This is a genomic window from Ruegeria sp. AF3 (assembly GCF_056536285.1).
The window spans coordinates 2,601,086-2,621,254 of the sequence record NZ_JBQFJM010000001.1; the positions used below are offsets into that span (position 1 = coordinate 2,601,086).

The following is a 20,169-nucleotide window of genomic DNA, read 5'->3' on the forward strand; positions in this document are numbered from 1 at the left end:
TTCACAATTTTCGGACAAAGCATTCCGCCGCGCAATCCAGCCCGGATTGTGCGGTGCTGTGTATTCTGACGCGTCGCATAATTTATTCAAGATAAAGCTGACTCTGGCGCCAATATTTTGATCGCCGTTGCCTTCTGTCCACAACTTATTGCTGTTATCCCCAATAATTAGGGTTGCCAGAACTTACGCCACATCGCACCATATTTAGTACAGGCCTATGGGGGAAGCCCGGTTTGTAGAGCAGGCAACTAGCGCTGGGGCGCTGCCAGCCCCGAAATGCTAGAGATTAGTGAGGTGGCATTATGGCCCTTTCCGAGCAGTATCTCGAAGAAGACATTCATCCGATCGACATTGTTGAGCATCTGGCCGAACATCACGACTGGGATTTTGATCGCATTGGGGACGATCAGATTGCCATGGCCGTTGAAGGGCAGTGGCGCACCTACTCGATCACACTGGCCTGGTCCAACTATGACGAAACGCTGCGCATGGTGTGCAGCTTCGAAATGGAACCACCGGCCGAGCGTGAAATGCAGCTCTATGAGCTGCTCAACAAGATGAACGACCAGTGCTGGGCAGGCGCGTTTACCTATTGGGCAAACCAGAAGCTGATGGTCTATCGCTATGGTCTGGTCCTTGCAGGCGGGCAAACTGCCAGCGCTGACCAGATCGACACGATGATCAATGCCGCCGTCATGAGCGCCGAGCGGTACTACCCCGCGATCCAATTGGTGACCTGGGGCAACAGAGGGCCAGAAGAAGCCATGCAAGTGGCCATTGCAGAGGCCTACGGCCGCGCGTAAACCTTTGCCCCGAACCGATATGTAAAGCGGGAGGGGCAAATGGACATGACGCGAGTGGCCGAACAGGGGCTTGTGCTTCTGGGGTGCGGAAAGATGGGGTCCGCAATGCTGGCGGGATGGCTGGAACACGGCCTTCCGCCAGTTTCCGTTTGGGTCATCGATCCCTACCCGTCAGATTGGCTGAAGGCGCAGGGCGTCAATATCAACGCACCCTTGCCCGAATCCCCCGCCGTGGTGCTGGTTGCGGTCAAACCGCAGATGATGGGCGAAGCCCTGCCTGCCCTTCAGGCACTGGGCGGCGGGTCCAGCCTGTTCATTTCCGTTGCGGCTGGCACCTCGATTGCCACCTTCGAATCTGTTCTGGGCGGTGACACCCCGATCATTCGCGCCATGCCCAACACGCCCGCCGCTATCCGTCAGGGCATCACGGCACTGATCGGCAACGCACACGCCTCCGAGACCGATATGGAACAGGCCGAAAACCTGCTGGCGGCAGTGGGCCAGACCGTTCGCCTGGAGGATGAGGCACAGATGGACGCCGTCACCGGGCTCAGCGGGTCCGGCCCGGCCTATGTGTTCCATCTGATCGAAACCCTGGCCGCAGCGGGCGAGGCGCACGGCCTGCCTGCCGAGCTTGCGATGAAACTGGCCAAGTCCACAGTGGCCGGTGCCGGGGCACTGGCCATGGCGTCCGACGAAGACCCCGCGCAGCTGCGCATCAACGTGACCTCTCCGAACGGTACCACACAGGCCGCGCTCGAGGTACTGATGCATCAGGAAACCGGCTTTCCCGACCTGCTGCACCGTGCCGTCAAGGCCGCAACCGACCGATCCAAGGAGCTCTCGCGTGAATGAAATTTCGTTCGACGACTTTCTCAAGGTCGATATTCGCGTGGGCGAGGTAATCCGCGCCGAGCCCTATCCCGAGGCCCGCAAACCCGCGATCAAGATGTGGATCGACTTTGGCGACGAGATAGGCGAGCGCAAGACCTCGGCCCAGATCACCGCGCATTACGATCCGGCCACTCTGGTTGGCAAACAGGTCATGGCTGTCGTCAACTTCCCTCCGCGCCAGATCGGCAAGTTCATGTCCGAGGTTCTGGTGCTGGGTCTTCCCGATGACAGCGGTGAGATCGTTTTGATCGGCCCCGACGGCAAGGTTCCTACAGGCGGGCGGATGCACTGATGAAACTGCTGATCACGCGTCCGATGACACCGGAAGTCGAATCGCGCGCCCGCGCCGATTTCGATGTGACCATCCGGGAAAACACCCTGCCCATGTCACGGCAGGAGATGCTGGCCGCTCTGGCCGATTACGATGTGGTCGTCCCGACGCTGGGTGATCAGTTTTCGGCGCAGGTTTTTGCAGAAGCCGGTCCGCCGCGCTGCAAGCTGCTGGCCAATTTCGGTGTTGGCTTCAACCATATCGACGTGGATGCCGCACGTGCGGCCGGGATTGACGTAACCAACACCCCTGGCGCGGTCACCGATGCCACGGCTGATATCGCCATGACTCTGCTGCTGACCACAGCCCGGCGCGCCGGTGAGGGTGAGCGGCTGGTGCGGTCCGGTCAGTGGCTGGGCTGGCACCCGACGCAGATGCTGGGCCATCACGTGACCGGCAAGCGCGTGGGCATCGTCGGTATGGGCCGCATCGGGCAGGCCATCGCGCGCCGCTGTCATTTCGGGTTTGCCATGCAGGTGGCCTATCAATCCCGCAATGCAAAAGATCTGGATTTCCCGGCGGAATTCACACCTGACCTTGAAACGCTTACCGCCTCGATCGATTTTCTTGTGCTTGCGGTTCCCGGTGGTGCGGAAACCCGCCACCTGATCAATGCGCAGGTTCTTGAGGCGATGAACCCCTCGGCCATTCTGGTCAACATCGCCCGTGGCGAGGTGGTGGACGAGGCCGCGCTGATCACGGCGCTGCAAACCGGTCAGATCGCGGGGGTGGGGCTGGACGTCTACGAATTTGAACCCAAAGTGCCGCAATCCCTGTGCGATATGGAAAACGTCACCCTGCTGCCCCATCTGGGTACAGCCACCGAAGAGGTGCGCAGCAGCATGGGTCACATGGCGCTGGATAACGTGGCGGCCTTTGTCGCGGGCAGGGCGCTGCCCAACCCGGTCTAGTCGCCCACCGCCTCACGCCAGTGTTTACGGCAGAGCGAGACATAGGTCTCGTTCCCGCCAATCTGCACCTGCGCCCCTTCGGTGATGGCCTTGCCGGTTTCATCCCGCCGAATCACCATCGTGGCCTTGCGGCCGCATTCACAGATCGTGCGCACCTCGCGCATTTCGTCGGCAAGGGCCAGCAGGGCGGCGGAACCGGGGAACAGTTTGCCCTGAAAATCCACCCGCAGCCCATAAGCCAGCACCGGCACATCCAGATCGTCCACCGCACGGGCCAGTTGCCAGACCTGCGCCTCGGACAGGAACTGCGCCTCATCAATGAAAACGCAGGCCACGGAACCTTTGTCCAGCCGGGACCGGATCATGGCGAAGACATCATCTTCGGGTGTGAACGTGTCAGCCTGCTCCGATATGCCGATGCGCGATGCAATCCGCCCCGCACCCGCCCGCCCGTCAAGGGCGGCGGTCATCAGATAGGTCTGCATCCCGCGCTCGCGATAGTTGTGCGACGCCTGTAGCAACACAGTCGACTTGCCCGCGTTCATGGTGGAATAGTTGAAATACAGCTTTGCCATGGCGTGGGTCTAAAACGCCCGGCCAAAAGGAACAAGAGAGCAAAGGGATGTAAGAAGCGACGTCGCCATTGCGTGTGCAGAGGCCGAGCTGGGCTCGTAGGGGATGGAACCCCCGCGTCTGCAACAGCGACGCCGTCGGCCAACATGTGGCCAAAACAAAGCAAGGCCCAACAATACCGCCCCGCAATCACTCTTTACCGGCTTGAACTGCCGCCACTCACTCACAAAATCCCCCGCTTATCTGAGGGATAGTCAATGTATGACATTTCAATTATGACTCAGGTATGGGAAATTTCCCGACGCTTTCCCCGGTTTGGACACCGGGCGGGCGTTTGCAGGTAATAAAGGTAAATCAATGGCAGATATCGGGGCCTATCTGAAGAAACACACAGAAGCGCTGGTCAAAGATGTCGGAATAGAAGCTGCTTGTGAAATCACCGGAAAATCCAAGGCGACCCTGGGCCGGTATTATTCGGACAATGCCGAACACGCGGACAGGTTCATGCCCGTGGATGCGGTGGCTCGGCTTGAAAACGCAGCAACTTATCCGCATGTGACATCCGCGCTGGCGGATCTGAAAAACATCACCTTGTCCTACAGCGAACGCAACACCGAGGATCCTCGCACAGGCGGGGTGAATTCGGATGTCATCGCGCTCAGCCAGCGGTTTGCAATGCTGATGACTGAATATCAATCCGCAATCGAAGATGGCATCATCACGGTGAACGAAGCCAAAAGGCTGCTGAAAGAAACCAGTTTGCTTCAGCAGGTCCTGATTGAAATGAAACTGCACCTGGAAGAAGAAAGCGTCAGCTAGGCTTGACTGCAGTCCGTAACCGGCCAAATTCCGCCTGCCCGGATTGCAGCAGATGTCGTGCGCTTTGTGGAATGATCACCAACCGGACCCTGTGCCTCAATTCAGTCACGTCTTTCCGATAAGCTGCGGCGCAGGCAAGATCGTCAAGGGCAGTAAACCATGCAGAAAATGCAGGGAAATTACAGCGTTCTCGCAGACCGTATGGTTTGGCGGTCGTTCCTGTTTGTCTATACGCTTTTTCTGGCCACGGTGCTGTTTGGTGCTTATCAGGAAGGCCCCGATGACGCGATGCGCTGGGTCATGGTGCAGGACCTGCTGGCGGGGCAGGGCTGGTTTGACGCCTATCAGCATCGGCTGGGGCCGGGTGACGGCACGCTGATGCACTGGTCCCGGCTTGTCGATGCGCCGATTGCCGGGCTCTACACGCTGTCCGCGATGGTCGTGCCACCCGACAGCGCCTTGCAAGTGACCGCGTTTGTCTGGCCGGTGCTGCTGGCGGGGCTGACCCTGTGGGCCTTTGCTGTCACCGGTGGAGCTTTGGGCGGGCGCAATGGCGCAGTTTCGGCACTGGTGGTCGGTGTGCTGACGCTCGAACATTATCGGAAGTTCGACTATTTCTCGTTTGACCACCACAATGTTCAGATTCTGCTGTTTGCAGCGGCCCTCATGTTCTTTGTCCTGCGCAAGGCCAAACCCTCTGCTGCGGGGTGGCTGGGTGCCTGCCTCGCCCTTTCGGTGTCCATCGGAACCGAATCAATCGTGCAGGTCGCGATTATCGCGGTGTTCCTTACGATTGACTGGATTGTGACCGGCACAGCCGCCCGCCGCAACACCATGGTGTTTGGAGCCGGGCTGGCGCTGACCCTGTTGCTGGCCAGCGTTGCAACAACGGGGCGTCAGGGCTTTCTGTTTCCAAGCTGCGATGCCCTGACGATCAGTGTGGCCCTGCCGGCCGGGATCGCGGCCCTGTGCCTGTGTGCAGCAGCCTGGGTCGGGTCGGGCTGGTCCTATTGGGGGCGTATCGGCGCGTGTCTTGTGGTCGGCGCTGTAACACTTGGCTGCGCTTACGCATTTGCACCCCACTGCCTTGAAAACCCGATTGCGGATCTGCCTCAGGACATGCGCGACTTCTGGCTCAGCCAGGTCGCTGAAGCACAGAATATCACCGTCGTTCTGGAACGGCATCTGGGCGAGGCTGCGGCCCTGATCGCCATGTCTGTCATCACGGCGGTGGCGGCCTTGATCTTTGCCCGCCAGTCACAAGACAAAATGGATTACCTCCTGTTTCTGGCGCTGATTGTGACCGGGTTTTCCATGTTTCTGTACCAGTCCCGGATGATGACGTTTCTGGGCGTGTCCCTTGTGGCTGTTCAGGCTCAGGTGCTGCGGGCCCTTTACGTCAGTTACAGAACCCATGGCCGCACGCTCTCCGGCTTGGCTATGATAGGCTTTATCGTCTGCGTCTCGCCAAAGATCGGTAGCAGCGTGGAAAAACAGCTGGAACGGTTTGCGCGCCCATCCCTTGCGGCACCCGTCGCCGAGGTAGCACAGGATTCGCAAAACATCGGCGCCCCCTGCAAAGCGCCCGAGGCCTACGCGGCCCTGCAAGACCTGCCAGCCGGAATGGTTCTGGTCGATTTCGATTATGCGGCAGAGGTGCTGCGCTATACTGATCATTCGGTTCTGGCTGGGAATTATCACCGCAACCGGGCCGGAATTCAGGCGCAGATCGCGGTTTTGCGTATGGATGCGTCCCAGGCCGGTCCGCGTCTTGCTGCGCTGGGTGTAAGCTATGTGCTGCTGTGCACCGCCGCGCCCCGTGCCGAATTCTGGGATTGGGCATCTCAGGGGCGCGGGCTGCAATCCCAACTGGCAAAAGGTGAAACCCCCGCCTATCTCAGCCGGATTGATCGTGGGGAAGGGGCCGCGTTCCAGGTTTTTCAGTTGGCGGCCGATCTCTAGGCCGTCAGCGCTTTGCGGAATGCAGATCAGGCGTGACGCTTCACGATCACCGATCCAACCGAATACCCGGCCCCAAAAGAACAGATCAGGCCCAGATCGCCCTCTTGCAGATCGTCAGAGTATTTCGAAAACGCAATGATCGACCCTGCGGATGAGGTGTTCGCATAATCCTGAAGGATATTGGGTTGCTCGCCCGCTTCGGGTTCGCGGCCCAGAACCTTCTTGCCGATGAAGTCGTTCATCGTCTTGTTGGCCTGATGCAGCCACAGGCGTTTGAGGTCGGTATTGCTGACCCCTTCGGCCTCCATATGGTCGCTGATATGCTTGCTGACCATCGGCAACACTTCCTTGAACACCTTCCGGCCGTTCTGCATGAACTGCATGTCGCGGCGGTCAATCACACCATCGGGGCGCGACCGGCGCAGGAAACCGTTATTGTTGCGGATATTGTTGGAAAAGGCGGTGGCACAGCGGGTCGACAGGATTTCGAAATGCGGGCCTTTTGCGTCTTCGATCCGCTCGATCAGCGTTGCCGTTGCCACATCACCAAAGATAAAGTGACAATCCCGGTCGCGCCATTCCAGATGGCCCGAGCAGATTTCAGGGTTCACCACCAACGCCGCGCGCACCGAACCGGACCGCACCATATCCGCCGCCGCCTGAATGCCGAACGTGGCCGAAGAACAGGCGACATTCATGTCAAAGCCGAACCCGTCGATACCCAGTTCCTGCTGAATCTCGATTGCAATCGCCGGATAGGCGCGCTCGTGGTTCGAGGCCGCACAGATCACCAGATCGACATCCGCCGCCGTGCGCCCCGCCTGCGCCAGCGCCTTCTTGCAGGCATCCACTGCCATCTCGGCCATGATCCCGGGCTCGTCATCGCTGCGTTGGCGCAGCGTCGGGTGCATCACGTCGGGGTTCAGCACCCCGGCCTTGTCCATCACGTAGCGGTTCTGAATGCCCGACGCCTTGACGATGAACTCTTCCGAGGAATGCTGCATCGCCTCCATCTGCCCGGCTCCGATGGCCTCAGCATTCTTCGCGTTCTGCTTGTCTGCATAGGCGTTGAACGCTTCAACAAGCTCGGCGTTGGTGATGACGTTTTCCGGCGTGAAGACACCGGTACCGGTAATGGCGGGGGTATACATGGCGGGTCCTGAATGTTTCGGATTCGCCCAAAATGCAGTCATGGCGTGATTTGATCAAGACATGTTGACCTAAGGGAATTCGTTCCGGGGCGCAGTTTCATATCTTGAATAGTTCAGAAATTGAAGTATATCGCCCCGTAACCCGCGCGGAGACCCCCCCAATGCCCGACGATATCAGCGCCAGACTGGGCCGCCTCAGCCCCGAGATTCAGGCGATCATGGGCGTCTATGCCCTGTACTGGAAACTGGAAGAGACCTTCGACTGTATCGAAACAGACCTGAGCCACCCGGAATGCCACATGCTGATCAAACTGGATCAGCCCAAGCGCATGGGCGTTCTGGCCGCTGATATGTTAAGCGTCCCGTCAACGATCACCGCCACAGCCGATGCCCTTGAAAAAACGGGCTACCTGACACGGCGGCGTGACCCCGAAGACCGCCGGGCCTGGTTGCTGGTGCTGACAGAGCAGGGCGAAGAGGCCCGCAACATGCTGGTCGCCGCCGCCGGGGACCTGTTTCACAGGGCCTCGGGCCTAAACGAACAAGAAACTGCCGAATTCGCGCGACTGGCGCGCAAAATCCGCGACAACGTATTGAAAACGGGAATTCCCGAGGGATTGAAGAAATGAAACTCCTGACCTCTCTGGGCCTTGCACTGGCCATTCTGGCAACCCCGATTGCCGCTCAAGATACCCCGAAACCGGTGAAACTCATGCAGGTGCGCGAAACCGCGCCGGGTTTCACGCGGCAGTTCTTTGGCCGCGTCGCCGCGCGCCAGACCGTTGATCTTGCCTTTCAGGTTGCCGGCCAGATTGTCGAGATGCCCATCAACGAAGGCTTCATGATTCCCAAGGATGGTCTGATTGCCCGCCTGGATCAGGAACCGTTCGAGCTGCGCCTTGATCGGGCGCGGCTGCAAAAGGAACAGGCCGACCGCACCGTCGCCCGCCTGTCGCGCCTGCGCGGTACAACCGCCAGCCAGGTGGCCGTGGACGACGCCGAGACCGAGGCGCAGCTGGCCGCAATCGCCCTGCGCGACGCGGAATATGAACTGGAACACGCCACGCTGACCGCGCCGTTTGACGCGCTGGTCTCCAGCCGCTCGGTCGAGGCGTTTACGACCGTCTCGGCGGGCACCCCCATCGTCCGCATTCACGACATGTCGGAACTTCGCATCGTGGTCGATGTGCCCGAGATCCTGTTTCAACGCTCTGGCCAGAATGACGACTTCTTCATCACCGCGAAATTCCCGGTCAGTGACGAAGTCTTCCCGCTGGAAATCCGTGAATTCGACGCGGAAACCTCCAGCGTCGGTCAAACTTTCCGGATCCAGTTTGGCCTGACCCCGCCAAAGGGGCTGCAAATCTTTCCCGGTTCTTCCGTTACCGTCAACGTTCAGGTGCAGGACAACCGCACAGGCATCGTCGTCCCGGCGACCGCCGTAGTCGCTGACGCAAACGGCGCGCTGAACGTCGTGGTGTTTTCCCCGGTAGGGGCGGATGAGGGCACCGTGCGCCGCGTCCCAGTGACCATCGAGCCCACGCAAACCGGCGATGTCCGGGTGCTGACGGGCCTGTCTGACGGGGATGAGGTCGTTGTGGCCGGGGGCGCTGTGCTGACGGATGGTCAGACGGTGCGCCGGTTTGCCGGTTTCGCGAACTGAGGGGCTGACAGATGAATATCGCCCGCGCCTCAATCGACCGGCCGCTTTACACATGGCTGGTCATCCTCATTGCCCTCATTGGGGGTATCTGGGGGTTCACATCGCTTGGCCGTCTGGAAGACCCGGCCTTTACAATCAAAAACGCGGTCATCGCCACGCAATACCCCGGTGCCACTGCCGAACAGGTGGCGCTGGAAGTATCGGAACCGCTGGAATCCGCTATACAGCAGATGGGCGAGGTGGATGTCATCACCTCGGTCAATCAACCCGGACGGTCCCTGATCGAGGTCGAGATCAAGTCGACATATAACGGCACAGAACTGCCTGCCATCTGGACCCGGCTCAGGGCCAAGGTGCGCGACGCCGCGCGCGGCCTGCCATCGGGCGTCGGCCAGCCGTTTGTGAATGACGGGTTCGGCGACGTGTTCGGCCTGTTCTATGCGGTGACCGCCCAAGGGTTCTCGGACGCTGAAAAGCACGAACTGGCAACCTTCCTGCGGCGGGAACTGCTGACCGTGGACGGGGTTGCGGATGTCGAGGTTCAGGGCCTGCCGGACGAGGCGATCTTTGTCGAACCCGATCTGGCGATTTCCGTGAACCAGAATGTCCCGCTGCAAGCGATCAACCAGGCGATTGCCAATGCGGATTCGGTCAATTCCTCAGGGTCCTTACGCTCTGATAACGACCGCACCACCATTCTGACGGCCGAAGGGTCGGACAGCGTGTCGGCCATTGCGGGCCTGTCTGTTGGTTCGCAGGGGCAGGTAATCAACCTCTTTGACATGTCCGATGTCTATCGTGCCCGTCAGAACGACCCCGACATCATCATCCGCTACAACGGGACCGAGGCCTTCACCTTGGGTATCGCGGGTCTGGCCACGGAAAACATTGTCGAAGTTGGCAAACGCGCTGATGCAAAGTTCGCGGAGTTGAACACAAGCATTCCCTTTGGTGTCGAAATCCTGCCGATCTATCAGCAACATGTGGTGGTCGAGCAGGCCTCGAACGACTTTCTCGTGAACCTTGCCATGTCGGTGGCCATCGTGGTCGCCGTGCTGGGCATCTTCATGGGCTGGCGCGCGGCCATTGTCGTCGGCTCGACCCTGCTGCTGACCGTGGTCGGCACGCTTCTGTTCATGTCGCTCTTTTCGATCGAGATGGAACGAATCTCATTGGGTGCCCTGATCATCGCCATGGGGATGCTGGTGGACAACGCCATCGTCGTGGCCGAAGGGATGCAGATATCTATGCTGCGCGGCCAGTCCTCGCGCGATGCGGCCGAGGATGTGGCGTCAAAAACCCAGATCCCGCTGCTGGGTGCGACCGTGATTGGCATCATGGCCTTTGCGGGCATTGGCCTCAGCCCTGACGCAACCGGAGAATTCCTGTTCTCTCTGTTCGCCGTGATCGGCATTTCACTGTTGCTCAGTTGGGTTTTGGCGATCACTGTCACACCGCTTTTGGGGCATTACTTCTTCAAACAGGGCAAAGCAGGCGAGATCGACGCTTATGGCGGCCTCCTGTTCCGCACCTATGGTGCGATCCTGCGCTTTGCGCTGCGCTTCCGCTGGCTGGTTGTTGCTGGTCTCGTCGGCGTAACCGTGGTGTGTTATGCCGGGTTTGGGCTGATGAAACAGCAGTTCTTCCCCAACTCCAACACGCCTTTGTTCTTTGTGCACTACAAACTGCCGCAGGGCACACCGATTGCACGAACCGCCGAAGACATGGCGGTGTTCGAAGAGTGGCTGGCAGCACGCGACGACGTCGTCTCGGTCACGACCTTCGTCGGCCAGGGGGCTACTCGTTTCATGCTGACTTATTCAGCCGAAAAGCCGAACCCCAGCTATGGGCACATGGTCATCCGCACAGCAAGCCTGGACGACATCCCGGCGCTGCAAGCGGATCTTGAGGCGTTTGGGTCCGTCCAGTTCCCCGAAGGTGAGTTCGGCACTAAGCGCCTGGTCTTTGGCCCCGGTGGCGGCGATCCGATTCAGGCCCGCTTCTCGGGCAGCGACCCGGTCGTGCTGCGCCAGTTTGCCGATGAGGCGGTGCAGCGCATGGCAGCAGCATCGCCGAACGCGCTGCTGGTTCATCACGACTGGCGCGAACAGGAACTGGCGCTGCAACCGATCTATGCAACAGAACGGGCGCAGACAGCAGGTGTCACGCGCGAAAATATCGCCGCCACTCTGCAATTCTCGACCGACGGCATCACGGGTGGTGTGTTCCGTGAGCGCGACCGCCTGATCCCGATTATCCTGCGCCGACCCGCGGACGGAGATTACTCGATTGTCGATCAGGTCGTGTACTCGGACCAGTCGGAAAAGTTTGTTCCAATTGAACAAATGGTGGATGGATTCGAGTACAAATCGCTCAATACGTTGGTTCACCGTCGTGATCGGGTTCTGACCATCACCGTCGGCGCCGACATCCCGCCCGACCTGACAGCGGCACAGGTCCACGCCGAAGTGCGCGACGCCATCGAGGCCATCGATCTGCCACCCGGCTACAAGATGGAATGGGGTGGAGAGTTCGAAAACTCGCGCAAAGCACAGGCAAGCCTGGGCAGACAATTGCCGCTGAGCCTGCTGATCATGGTGTTGATCTCGGTCCTGTTGTTCAACGCGATCCGCCAGCCGATCATCATCTGGCTGCTGGTGCCGATGTCCGTGAACGGCGTGGTGATCGGCCTGCTGGGAACAGGGCTGCCCTTCACCTTTACGGCACTTCTGGGCCTGCTCAGCCTGTCGGGTATGCTGATCAAGAACGGCATTGTTCTGGTTGAGGAAATCGATCTGGTCCGCGCCACCGGCAAGCCCCTGCGCGAGTCAATCATCGAAGCATCCGTGTCCCGTTTGCGGCCCGTCATGCTGGCGGCTGTCACGACCATTCTGGGCATGGCGCCGCTGCTGACGGATGCGTTCTTCGTCTCGATGGCAGTGACGATCATGGGCGGTCTGGCATTTGCCACTGTGCTGACAATGGTTGCAGCACCGGTGTTCTATCTGCTGTTCTTCGCCCGTGACGAACGAAAGAGAACGACGGAAATACCTACGTAAAGCATTGGAAATAAAGAAAAGCCCCAGAGTTTCCTCTGGGGCTTTTTCGTTTGGGTCAGGGGTCTTTACCCCTGTAGCGATTTCACCTCGACGTCGCCTTCAGCCTGCGCCTTGATCGCCAGTGCAGCGGCGTTGGCACCTGCTGCGGTGGTGAAATATGGGATCTTATCATACAGCGCGATCGAGCGGATGGCCTTGCTGTCCTCAACCGCCTGCGCGCCTTCGGTGGTGTTCATCACCAGCTGCACCTGACCGTCTTTCAGCATGTCCACAACATCCGGGCGGCCTTCGTACACCTTGTTCACCACGTCACAGGCAACACCCTGTTCGTCCAGCCAGCTTTGGGTGCCGCGCGTGGCCACGAGCGTAAAGCCCTGGTCAACCAGAACTTGCGCCGCTTCCAGCATGGCTTTGCCCTTGTCGGCATCCTTGATCGAAATGAACGCACGGCCAGAGGACGGCAACACCATGCCCGCGCCCATCTGCGCCTTGAGGAACGCACGTGGGAAGTCACGGTCCCAGCCCATCACCTCGCCGGTCGAGCGCATTTCCGGGCCAAGGATGGTGTCGACGCCGGGGAAACGGGCGAAGGGCATGACTGCTTCTTTTACCGAGAACCACGGCATGTCCGGATCGGCCAGCGTCATCTGGTCCGCGATCTTGGTGTCCTTGCCTTCTTGATAGGGAGGGCGCATCGGGAAGTTGGCCAGCTTCTCGCCCGCCATGATGCGTGCAGCAATCGATGCAATCGCACTGTCGGTGGCCTTGGCAACAAACGGTACGGTGCGCGACGCGCGCGGGTTCACTTCGATCAGATAGATCTCATCATCTTTGATCGCGAATTGCACATTCATCAGGCCAACGACGTTCAGTGCCTTGGCCAGCTTGAACGCCTGATCCTTGATCTGCCCGATGATCTCTTTCGACAGTGAATAGGGCGGCAGCGAACAGGCGGAATCGCCCGAGTGGACGCCCGCCTCTTCGATATGCTGCATGATGCCCGCGACGTGAACGTCGGTGCCGTCACACAGGGCGTCTACGTCCAGTTCGACCGCGCCCGCCAGATAGCTGTCCAGCAGTACGGGGCTGTCGCCCGAGACCACAACGGCCTCGTTGATATAGCGTCGCAGCTGATCCATATCGCGCACGATTTCCATAGCACGACCGCCCAGAACGTAAGAGGGGCGAATGACCAGCGGGAAACCGATCTCTTCCGCAATCTCCAGCGCCTTTTCGTCGGTCGAGGCAATGCCGTTTCTGGGCTGTTTCAGGCCCAGTTCATTGACCAGCGCCTGGAACCGTTCGCGGTCTTCGGCCAAGTCAATTGCGTCCGGTGTGGTACCCAGAATCGGAATACCCTCGGCCTCAAGCGCGTTGGCCAGCTTCAACGGAGTTTGCCCACCGAACTGAACGATCACACCGTGCAGCGTGCCGTTTTCCTGTTCCTTCGTCAGGATTTCCATGACGTGTTCAAAGGTCAGCGGTTCGAAATACAGACGGTCCGATGTGTCATAGTCGGTCGAAACCGTCTCGGGGTTGCAATTGACCATGATGGTCTCGTACCCGGCCTCGGTCAGCGCATAGCAGGCGTGGCAGCAGCAATAATCGAACTCGATCCCCTGACCGATCCGGTTCGGACCACCACCAAGAATAACGACCTTCTTGCGGTCGCTTGGGCGTGCCTCGCATTCGACATCGCCCATCATCGGCGCTTCGTAGGTCGAGTACATATAGGGCGTTTGCGCTTCGAACTCGGCGGCGCAGGTATCGATGCGTTTGAAAACCGCGGTAACGCCCAAATTGTGGCGGGCGCGGCGTACGTTATCTTCGCTGCGGCCAGACAGATTGCCCAGACGCGCATCGGTAAAGCCCAGCATCTTGAGCTTTCGGATGCCTTCTTCGGTCACTGGCAAACCGTCCTTGCGCACGGTGCGCTCTGCTTCGGTGATCTCGCGGATGCGGGCCAGGAACCAGGGGTCAAACTTGGTAACGCCGAAGATTTCGTCGTCGGTCAGGCCATGACGCATGGCTTGTGCGATAGTGCGCAGGCGGTCGGGGGTCTGCTTGCTGATCGCTTTGATGACATGTGCCTTGTCGTCGCTGCTTTCGACCTCATCCCACAGGCCGATGCTCAGCCCCGGAATTTCGATCTCATCAAACCCGGTCAGGCCGGACTCCATCGAGGCCAGCGCCTTTTGCATGGATTCGTGGATGGTGCGGCCGATGGACATCGCCTCACCCACCGACTTCATTGCAGTGGTCAGATAAGGCTCAGAGCCGGGGAACTTCTCAAACGCGAATTTCGGGATCTTGGTGACGACATAGTCGATGGTAGGTTCGAACGACGCAGGCGTGACCTTGGTGATGTCATTGTCCAGCTCGTCCAGCGTGTAACCCACGGCCAGTTTCGCAGCGATCTTGGCAATCGGGAAACCCGTCGCCTTGGAGGCCAGCGCCGAAGAGCGCGACACGCGCGGGTTCATTTCGATCACAACCATGCGGCCATCATCGGGGTTGATCGCCCATTGCACGTTCGAGCCACCGGTTTCCACCCCGATCTCGCGCAGCACGGCGATCGAGCCGTTGCGCATGATCTGGTATTCCTTGTCGGTCAACGTCAGAGCAGGGGCCACGGTAATCGAGTCACCCGTGTGCACGCCCATCGGGTCGACGTTTTCGATGGAGCAGACGATAATGGCGTTGTCGGCGGTGTCGCGCACCACTTCCATCTCGTATTCTTTCCAGCCCAGCAGGCTTTCATCGACGAGGATCTGGTTGACAGGCGAGGCATCCATGCCCGAGCGGCAGAAATGGATATAATCCTCGCGGTTATAGGCCACGCCGCCGCCTGTGCCGCCCAAGGTAAAGGCCGGGCGGATGATGGCAGGCAGGCCGATTTCCTCCAGCTCGTCCAGAGCGATCTGGACACCTGCGTCCAGATCGGCAGAGCCGTCGGCCTTCTTGGGGGCGGTCACGATGGTGGCTTTAGGGTTTTCCAGCCCCAGCCGATCCATCGCCTCGCGGAACAATTTGCGGTCCTCGGCCATCTCGATGGCGTCGCGTTTGGCACCGATCATCTCGACACCGAACTTGTCCAACACCCCCATCTCTTCCAGCGCGAGCGAGGTGTTCAGACCGGTTTGCCCGCCCATTGTGGGCAGCAGGGCATCAGGGCGTTCCTTTTCGATGATCTTGGCGACGACCTCGGGCGTGATCGGCTCGATATAGGTGGCATCGGCAAGTCCGGGGTCAGTCATGATTGTCGCCGGGTTCGAGTTGACCAGAATAACCCGGTAACCTTCTTCGCGCAGGGCTTTGCAGGCCTGCGCTCCGGAATAGTCGAACTCGCAAGCCTGACCGATAACAATGGGACCCGCCCCGATGATCATGATCGACTTGATGTCGGTTCTCTTCGGCATGGCCTGGCCCCTTCGATTTTGCACGAGTCGCGGGCACCGCCCAAGCGCCCAAATTGTCGTGGGTTATAGGGACCACGCAGAAAGGTTCAAGGGGTATCGGAAACAGAAGCGAAATTGCCGCTTTCCCCCCTTTCCCCTGCCAGAGTATTCTCTATATCGCCCTTCACGGCAAAAGAGGATGCAGTTGCGTATTCGTTTTGATCAGGGACCAGCCGGTCGCGGAACCCGGTTTCAGCGCCCGTCTCGGATTATCCGCGCAGATACTGCGGAGGACGTGCCCCAGGCTCTGGCGGCGCTGGATGAGGCGCGCGCGGACGGGGCCTGGCTGGCTGGCTATGCCAGTTATGAACTGGGATATGTGCTTGAACCCCGGCTGATCGATCTTTTGCCGGATGCGCGTCGGTTGCCCCTGCTGTGCTTTGGGGTTTACGGCGCACCGGATCGGGTTGCTTTACCGACGCCTGCGGGCGAGGTGCGCGTGTTTCAGCCGCGCTGGAACGAGGCTCGCTATGGCGAAGCCTTTCAAGTGGTGCATGATGCCATCGGTGCTGGTGATATCTATCAGGCGAACCTGACCTTTCCGATTGATCTGACCGTCTCGGGCAGCAGTGAAGCCCTTTATGCGACACTGGCAGCGGGGCAGCCCGTTGGGCATGGCGCGCTGGTGCAGCAGGTCGGATTACCCGATTTGCTCAGCCGCTCGCCGGAGTTGTTCTTCCTCACGGACACGGATGGAAAGATCGAAACACGACCGATGAAGGGTACCCAGCCGCGCAGCGAAGACCCGGATGAGGATATGCGACGCCGGTCGTTTCTGACCACGGACGAAAAGAACCGGGCGGAAAACCTGATGATCGTCGATCTGCTGCGCAACGATATCAGCCGTGTCGCGCTGCCCGGTTCCGTTCATGTACCTGAACTGTTCAAGGTGGAAACCTATGCGACCGTGCATCAGATGGTTTCACTTGTCCGTGCCCAGTTGCTCAAATGCGCAGGGCTCAGCGATATATTGATGGCGTTGTTTCCCTGCGGCTCGATCACGGGCGCGCCCAAAATTCGCGCCATGGAAATTCTGGCCGGGCTGGAACCCTGGCCGCGCGACATCTATTGTGGCACCATCGGCTGGGCCGCGCCTGATGGCCGGTCCGAGTTCAACGTTGCCATTCGTACGCTGATGCTGGAAGGCGATCAGGCCACCCTGAACGTGGGCGGGGGCCTTGTCTGGGACAGCACCGCCCCGGCAGAATATGAGGAGGCGCTATGGAAAGCCCGCTTCGCCCGCCAGCTGAGCCTGATTTCCGCCTGATCGAAACGCTGGCGTTTCGGCCAGATCAGGGCTTTGTCCGAAAAGACCGTCACCTTGCGCGCATGGCCCGAACCGCTACGGCCTTTGGCCTTCCCTTCAACCCGGATGCAGCGACCGCCGCGCTGGATGGCGCGTTGGGCGACACCCCCTTGCGTTGTCGTTTGACGTTGGATGCATCGGGTGCATTCGAATTGACGACCGGGGTTCTGGCCAGCAACCCTCCGGTCTGGCGCATAGCCCTGTCTGATCAGCGGCTGGCTTCCAATGATCTTTGGCTGCGTCACAAGACAAGCCGCCGCGCCCTATATGACGATGCCCGCGCCGCGCTGACGGATGGCATAGACGAAGTGTTATTCCTGAATGAGCTTGATGAACTGTGTGAGGGCACCATCAGCAACCTTTTCGTCGAAAAGCGGGATGGCCGTATTCTGACGCCTGCGCTGTCCAGCGGTCTGTTGCCTGGCATATTGCGCGAAGAGTTGCTGGATAAAGAAACGGTGTCCGAGGCCGTGCTGACCTTGAGCGACCTGAAAAATGCGCAAACTGCCTACATGGGCAATTCACTGCGCGGGCTGATCCGGGTGGAGCTGATATACACGTGATCAAAGAAGGTGCGATGGTCGGGTCTCCGGTTGCATTGCCGCGGTTAAGGGTTGAGTTCGGCCTGTTTAATATTGTCCCGCCGCTGATCATCGCGGTTTTGTTTCCTACGAACAGGATGTTTCCGGCACTGTTTGCCCTGACCGGGATGGGATATTGCTGCTGCATTGGACACCGGGCATTCAATGGGCCGAGCTGCGCTATGATTGGGCCAACTGGTCGCTTCGCGAAGTTGTGCTGTTCCGCCCACTATACTTCCAGTGTTATCACGCGATCTTGCCAGAGGGGCGCGCGGCTTATGTGCTGAATTCTGCCATCTTCTCGTTCGCGCATCTGATGCATTGGAGCTGGATTGTCGCCCTCATGACATTTGCGGGCGGGCTGCTGTTTACATGGGCCTACAGGCAGCGCGGCTCGTTCTTCTATGCGGTGCTGTTGCACGTGATTGTGGGTAATATCATCTTTGCGGTCGGGCTGGGTGTCTATTTCTACTCAGGCAACGTGCAAAGGCCGTTTTGACAGGGCGACCCGCCTTGACTTTCCGGGCCTGACAGGGTGTATCGGCGCGACGAATTCTGCGCCCGAAGGGATATGATCCATGCACGCCTATCGCAGCCACACCTGCGCCGCACTGACCGCCGCCAATGTCGGTGAAACCGTTCGCCTGTCCGGTTGGGTGCATCGGGTCCGAGATCACGGGGGCGTCCTGTTCATCGACCTGCGCGATCATTTTGGTGTGACACAGGTTTTGTGCGATGGCGACAGCGCCGCTTTTGCTGCGCTGGAAAAGGTGCGTTCCGAATGGTGCATCCGCATCGACGGAACCGTCAAGGCGCGTGCCGCCGAACTGGTGAACCCGAAACTGCCCACCGGCGAGATCGAGGTTTACGTGCGCGAACTGGAAGTTCTGGGGGCTGCGGAGGAACTGCCGCTGATGGTGTTCGGCGATCAGGAATACCCCGAGGAAACGCGCCTGCGCTATCGTTACCTCGACCTGCGACGCGAGGCGATGCAGCGCAACATGACCTTGCGCTCGGACGTTGTGGCCTCCATGCGCAAGCGTATGTGGGATCAGGGGTTCCGCGAGTACCAGACGCCGATCATCACCGCGTCCTCACCCGAAGGTGCGCGTGACTTCCTTGTGCCGTCGCGCCTGCATCCGGGCAAGTTCTACGCGTTGCCGCAAGCCCCGCAGCAGTTCAAGCAGCTGATTATGGTGTCGGGTTTCGACAAGTATTTCCAGATTGCGCCCTGCTTCCGCGACGAAGACCCGCGCGCCGACCGCTCACCCACCGATTTCTACCAGCTTGACCTCGAGATGTCCTTTGTCGAGCAGCAGGACGTGTTCGACACGATCCAGCCCGTTCTGACCGGCGTGTTCGAAGAGTTCGGCGGTGGCCGCAAGGTCGATCAGGACTGGCCCCAGATTTCCTACAAGGATTCGGCGCTGTGGTACGGCACGGACAAGCCCGACCTGCGGAACCCTATCAAAATGCAAGTGGTCTCTGACCACTTCCGCGGGTCTGGCTTCGCGATTTTTGCAAAACTGCTCGAACAGGAAGGCACCGAAATTCGCGCTATCCCCGCGCCAACCGGTGGCAGCCGCAAGTTCTGTGACCGCATGAACGCATTTGCCCAGAAAGAGGGTCTGCCGGGGATGGGCTACATCTTCTGGCGCGAGAGAGCAAACCCGCAGCAAATCAACAATATGCTGGAGCGGTTGGAAGAAATTGATGCCTTGATGGATAAATTTCCAGATCGTCATGCTGAAGGTGCAACAGAGGCTCTGGGTGAAGCTTTCGCGAAGCTGTCGGAAGAAATACAAGAGCGTATAGACAGCCTAAAAATTGATCCAGCTGTTCTCGAACGTATGCGTAAACATAAGGAGGCTGGCGAAGAAGCCGAGTTTGGGGCGCTTCGTGATGCTTACTTTGGTACTTTTGAGGCCGCAGGTCCGCTGGCCAAGAACATCGGCCCCGAGCGCACCGAGGCAATCCGCCAGCAACTGGGTCTGGGTGTCGGCGATGCGGCGTTTTTCCTGGGCGGCAAGCCGAAAGCCTTTGAAAAGGTTGCAGGCAAGGCGCGCGACGTGATCGGCGACGAGCTTGGCCTGACCGAGAAAGACCGCTTTGCCTTTGCCTGGATCGTTGATTTCCCGATCTATGAGCAAGACGAAGAAACCGGCGCGATCGACTTTGAGCACAACCCGTTTTCGATGCCGCAAGGCGGCATGGAAGCGCTACAGGGCAATCCGCTGGATGTGCGCGGGTACCAGTATGACCTAGCTTGCAATGGATACGAGCTGGTGTCGGGTGCGATCCGGAACCACAAGCCGGAAATCATGCTGAAGGCCTTTGAACTGGCAGGCTATGGCGAGGATGAAGTAAAATCCCGCTTTGGTGCTCTGTTCAACGCCTTCCACTACGGTGCGCCGCCGCACGGTGGCTGCGCTGCTGGGATCGACCGGATCGTGATGCTGTTGGCGGATGAGGCCAATATCCGCGAGGTCATGATGTTCCCGATGAACCAGCGGGCCGAAGATCTGATGATGCATGCGCCGTCAGACCCGACGTCAGATCAACTGATGGAACTGGGTTTGCGCCTCATTCCGCAAGACTGAACAACAGCCGCCCGCATTTAGCGGGCGGATTCATTTTGATGCCAGCGAGTATTCGCGG

General features: G+C 59.4%; 16 protein-coding genes. 13 read left to right on the top strand and 3 right to left on the bottom strand.

What is annotated here, in order from left to right; translation table 11 throughout:
• The first annotated feature begins 302 nt into the window (after positions 1-302).
• Genes ACR3FC_RS13125 through ACR3FC_RS13140 form a run of 4 tightly spaced genes read left to right on the top strand, consistent with a single transcriptional unit; the run spans position 303 to position 2,939 of the window.
• A complete protein-coding gene (locus ACR3FC_RS13125; RefSeq protein WP_209598027.1) occupies positions 303-803 on the top strand; it encodes a type III secretion system chaperone family protein in 501 nt (166 codons plus the stop codon).
• Positions 804-842: 39 nt separating this feature from the next.
• The gene (gene proC, locus ACR3FC_RS13130) at positions 843-1,658 is read left to right on the top strand and encodes a pyrroline-5-carboxylate reductase (RefSeq protein WP_480475497.1); all 816 of its coding nucleotides are present in this window, start codon (positions 843-845) and stop codon (positions 1,656-1,658) included.
• Complete coding sequence (locus ACR3FC_RS13135; RefSeq protein ID WP_480475499.1) at positions 1,651-1,989, top strand: tRNA-binding protein; 339 nt, start codon at positions 1,651-1,653, stop codon at positions 1,987-1,989. Before proC ends, ACR3FC_RS13135 begins: the two co-directional genes overlap by 8 nt.
• On the top strand, positions 1,989-2,939 hold the full coding sequence (locus ACR3FC_RS13140) for a 2-hydroxyacid dehydrogenase (protein WP_480475501.1): 951 nt from the start codon (positions 1,989-1,991) through the stop codon (positions 2,937-2,939). The genes ACR3FC_RS13135 and ACR3FC_RS13140 overlap by 1 nt, the downstream gene beginning before the upstream one ends.
• Here the strand turns inward: ACR3FC_RS13140 and ACR3FC_RS13145 are convergent.
• Complete coding sequence (locus ACR3FC_RS13145) at positions 2,936-3,514, bottom strand: thymidine kinase (protein ID WP_480475503.1); 579 nt, start codon at positions 3,512-3,514, stop codon at positions 2,936-2,938. The two genes, ACR3FC_RS13140 and ACR3FC_RS13145, sit on opposite strands and share 4 nt — an antisense overlap.
• 355 nt (positions 3,515-3,869) lie before the next feature.
• Here ACR3FC_RS13145 and ACR3FC_RS13150 point away from each other — a divergent pair, with 355 nt between their 5' ends.
• Together ACR3FC_RS13150 and ACR3FC_RS13155 are read left to right on the top strand one after the other, a co-directional pair.
• Entirely contained in the window at positions 3,870-4,331 is a 462-nt protein-coding gene (locus ACR3FC_RS13150; RefSeq protein WP_480475505.1) for a hypothetical protein, read from the top strand.
• A 159-nt stretch (positions 4,332-4,490) separates the two neighbouring features.
• Positions 4,491-6,293 (top strand): hypothetical protein, encoded by a 1,803-nt coding sequence (locus ACR3FC_RS13155; RefSeq protein WP_480475507.1) that lies wholly within the window; start codon positions 4,491-4,493, stop codon positions 6,291-6,293.
• 26 nt (positions 6,294-6,319) lie between these two features.
• Here the strand turns inward: ACR3FC_RS13155 and ACR3FC_RS13160 are convergent, their stop codons facing one another.
• Entirely contained in the window at positions 6,320-7,444 is a 1,125-nt protein-coding gene (locus ACR3FC_RS13160) for a beta-ketoacyl-ACP synthase III (protein ID WP_480475509.1), read from the bottom strand.
• 161 nt (positions 7,445-7,605) lie between these two features.
• Between ACR3FC_RS13160 and ACR3FC_RS13165 the strand changes: the two genes are divergently transcribed.
• The 3 genes from ACR3FC_RS13165 to ACR3FC_RS13175 are packed head-to-tail and all read left to right on the top strand — an operon-like array spanning position 7,606 to position 12,166.
• Positions 7,606-8,073 (top strand): MarR family winged helix-turn-helix transcriptional regulator, encoded by a 468-nt coding sequence (locus tag ACR3FC_RS13165; RefSeq protein WP_480475511.1) that lies wholly within the window; start codon positions 7,606-7,608, stop codon positions 8,071-8,073.
• Entirely contained in the window at positions 8,070-9,107 is a 1,038-nt protein-coding gene (locus ACR3FC_RS13170; RefSeq protein ID WP_480475513.1) for an efflux RND transporter periplasmic adaptor subunit, read from the top strand. Before ACR3FC_RS13165 ends, ACR3FC_RS13170 begins: the two co-directional genes overlap by 4 nt.
• Before the next feature lie 11 nt (positions 9,108-9,118).
• Positions 9,119-12,166 (top strand): efflux RND transporter permease subunit, encoded by a 3,048-nt coding sequence (locus ACR3FC_RS13175; protein ID WP_480475515.1) that lies wholly within the window; start codon positions 9,119-9,121, stop codon positions 12,164-12,166.
• A gap of 65 nt (positions 12,167-12,231) precedes the next feature.
• Here the strand turns inward: ACR3FC_RS13175 and carB are convergent, their stop codons facing one another.
• Positions 12,232-15,585: a carbamoyl-phosphate synthase large subunit gene (carB, locus tag ACR3FC_RS13180; RefSeq protein WP_480475517.1), complete on the bottom strand. Its 3,354-nt coding sequence runs from the start codon at positions 15,583-15,585 to the stop codon at positions 12,232-12,234.
• A 178-nt stretch (positions 15,586-15,763) separates the two neighbouring features.
• Here carB and ACR3FC_RS13185 point away from each other — a divergent pair, with 178 nt between their 5' ends.
• The 4 genes from ACR3FC_RS13185 (at position 15,764) to aspS (ending at position 20,111) form a co-directional block, all read left to right on the top strand.
• Positions 15,764-16,891, top strand: coding sequence for an aminodeoxychorismate synthase component I (locus ACR3FC_RS13185; RefSeq protein WP_480475519.1), 1,128 nt, complete (start codon positions 15,764-15,766; stop codon positions 16,889-16,891).
• Positions 16,846-17,493 carry an aminotransferase class IV family protein gene (locus tag ACR3FC_RS13190; protein WP_480475521.1) on the top strand — a complete coding sequence of 216 codons (648 nt, stop codon included), beginning with the start codon at positions 16,846-16,848 and terminating at the stop codon, positions 17,491-17,493. The genes ACR3FC_RS13185 and ACR3FC_RS13190 overlap by 46 nt, the downstream gene beginning before the upstream one ends.
• A gap of 154 nt (positions 17,494-17,647) precedes the next feature.
• Positions 17,648-18,010, top strand: coding sequence for a CPBP family intramembrane glutamic endopeptidase (locus ACR3FC_RS13195; protein WP_480475523.1), 363 nt, complete (start codon positions 17,648-17,650; stop codon positions 18,008-18,010).
• A 79-nt stretch (positions 18,011-18,089) separates the two neighbouring features.
• The gene (gene aspS, locus ACR3FC_RS13200; protein WP_480475525.1) at positions 18,090-20,111 is read left to right on the top strand and encodes an aspartate--tRNA ligase; all 2,022 of its coding nucleotides are present in this window, start codon (positions 18,090-18,092) and stop codon (positions 20,109-20,111) included.
• The last annotated feature ends 58 nt before the right edge of the window (positions 20,112-20,169 follow it).

Bases quoted from the DNA above. Each gene is read 5' to 3' on its own strand.
- ACR3FC_RS13125 (WP_209598027.1), top strand. From the start codon at position 303: ATGGCCCTTTCCGAGCAGTATCTCGAAGAAGACATTCATCCGATCGAC.
- proC (WP_480475497.1), top strand. From the start codon at position 843: ATGGACATGACGCGAGTGGCCGAACAGGGGCTTGTGCTTCTGGGGTGC.
- ACR3FC_RS13140 (WP_480475501.1), top strand. From the start codon at position 1,989: ATGAAACTGCTGATCACGCGTCCGATGACACCGGAAGTCGAATCGCGC.
- ACR3FC_RS13145 (WP_480475503.1), bottom strand. From the start codon at position 3,514: ATGGCAAAGCTGTATTTCAACTATTCCACCATGAACGCGGGCAAGTCG.
- ACR3FC_RS13150 (WP_480475505.1), top strand. From the start codon at position 3,870: ATGGCAGATATCGGGGCCTATCTGAAGAAACACACAGAAGCGCTGGTC.
- ACR3FC_RS13155 (WP_480475507.1), top strand. From the start codon at position 4,491: ATGCAGAAAATGCAGGGAAATTACAGCGTTCTCGCAGACCGTATGGTT.
- ACR3FC_RS13160 (WP_480475509.1), bottom strand. From the start codon at position 7,444: ATGTATACCCCCGCCATTACCGGTACCGGTGTCTTCACGCCGGAAAAC.
- ACR3FC_RS13165 (WP_480475511.1), top strand. From the start codon at position 7,606: ATGCCCGACGATATCAGCGCCAGACTGGGCCGCCTCAGCCCCGAGATT.
- ACR3FC_RS13170 (WP_480475513.1), top strand. From the start codon at position 8,070: ATGAAACTCCTGACCTCTCTGGGCCTTGCACTGGCCATTCTGGCAACC.
- ACR3FC_RS13175 (WP_480475515.1), top strand. From the start codon at position 9,119: ATGAATATCGCCCGCGCCTCAATCGACCGGCCGCTTTACACATGGCTG.
- carB (WP_480475517.1), bottom strand. From the start codon at position 15,585: ATGCCGAAGAGAACCGACATCAAGTCGATCATGATCATCGGGGCGGGT.
- ACR3FC_RS13185 (WP_480475519.1), top strand. From the start codon at position 15,764: ATGCAGTTGCGTATTCGTTTTGATCAGGGACCAGCCGGTCGCGGAACC.
- ACR3FC_RS13190 (WP_480475521.1), top strand. From the start codon at position 16,846: ATGGAAAGCCCGCTTCGCCCGCCAGCTGAGCCTGATTTCCGCCTGATC.
- aspS (WP_480475525.1), top strand. From the start codon at position 18,090: ATGCACGCCTATCGCAGCCACACCTGCGCCGCACTGACCGCCGCCAAT.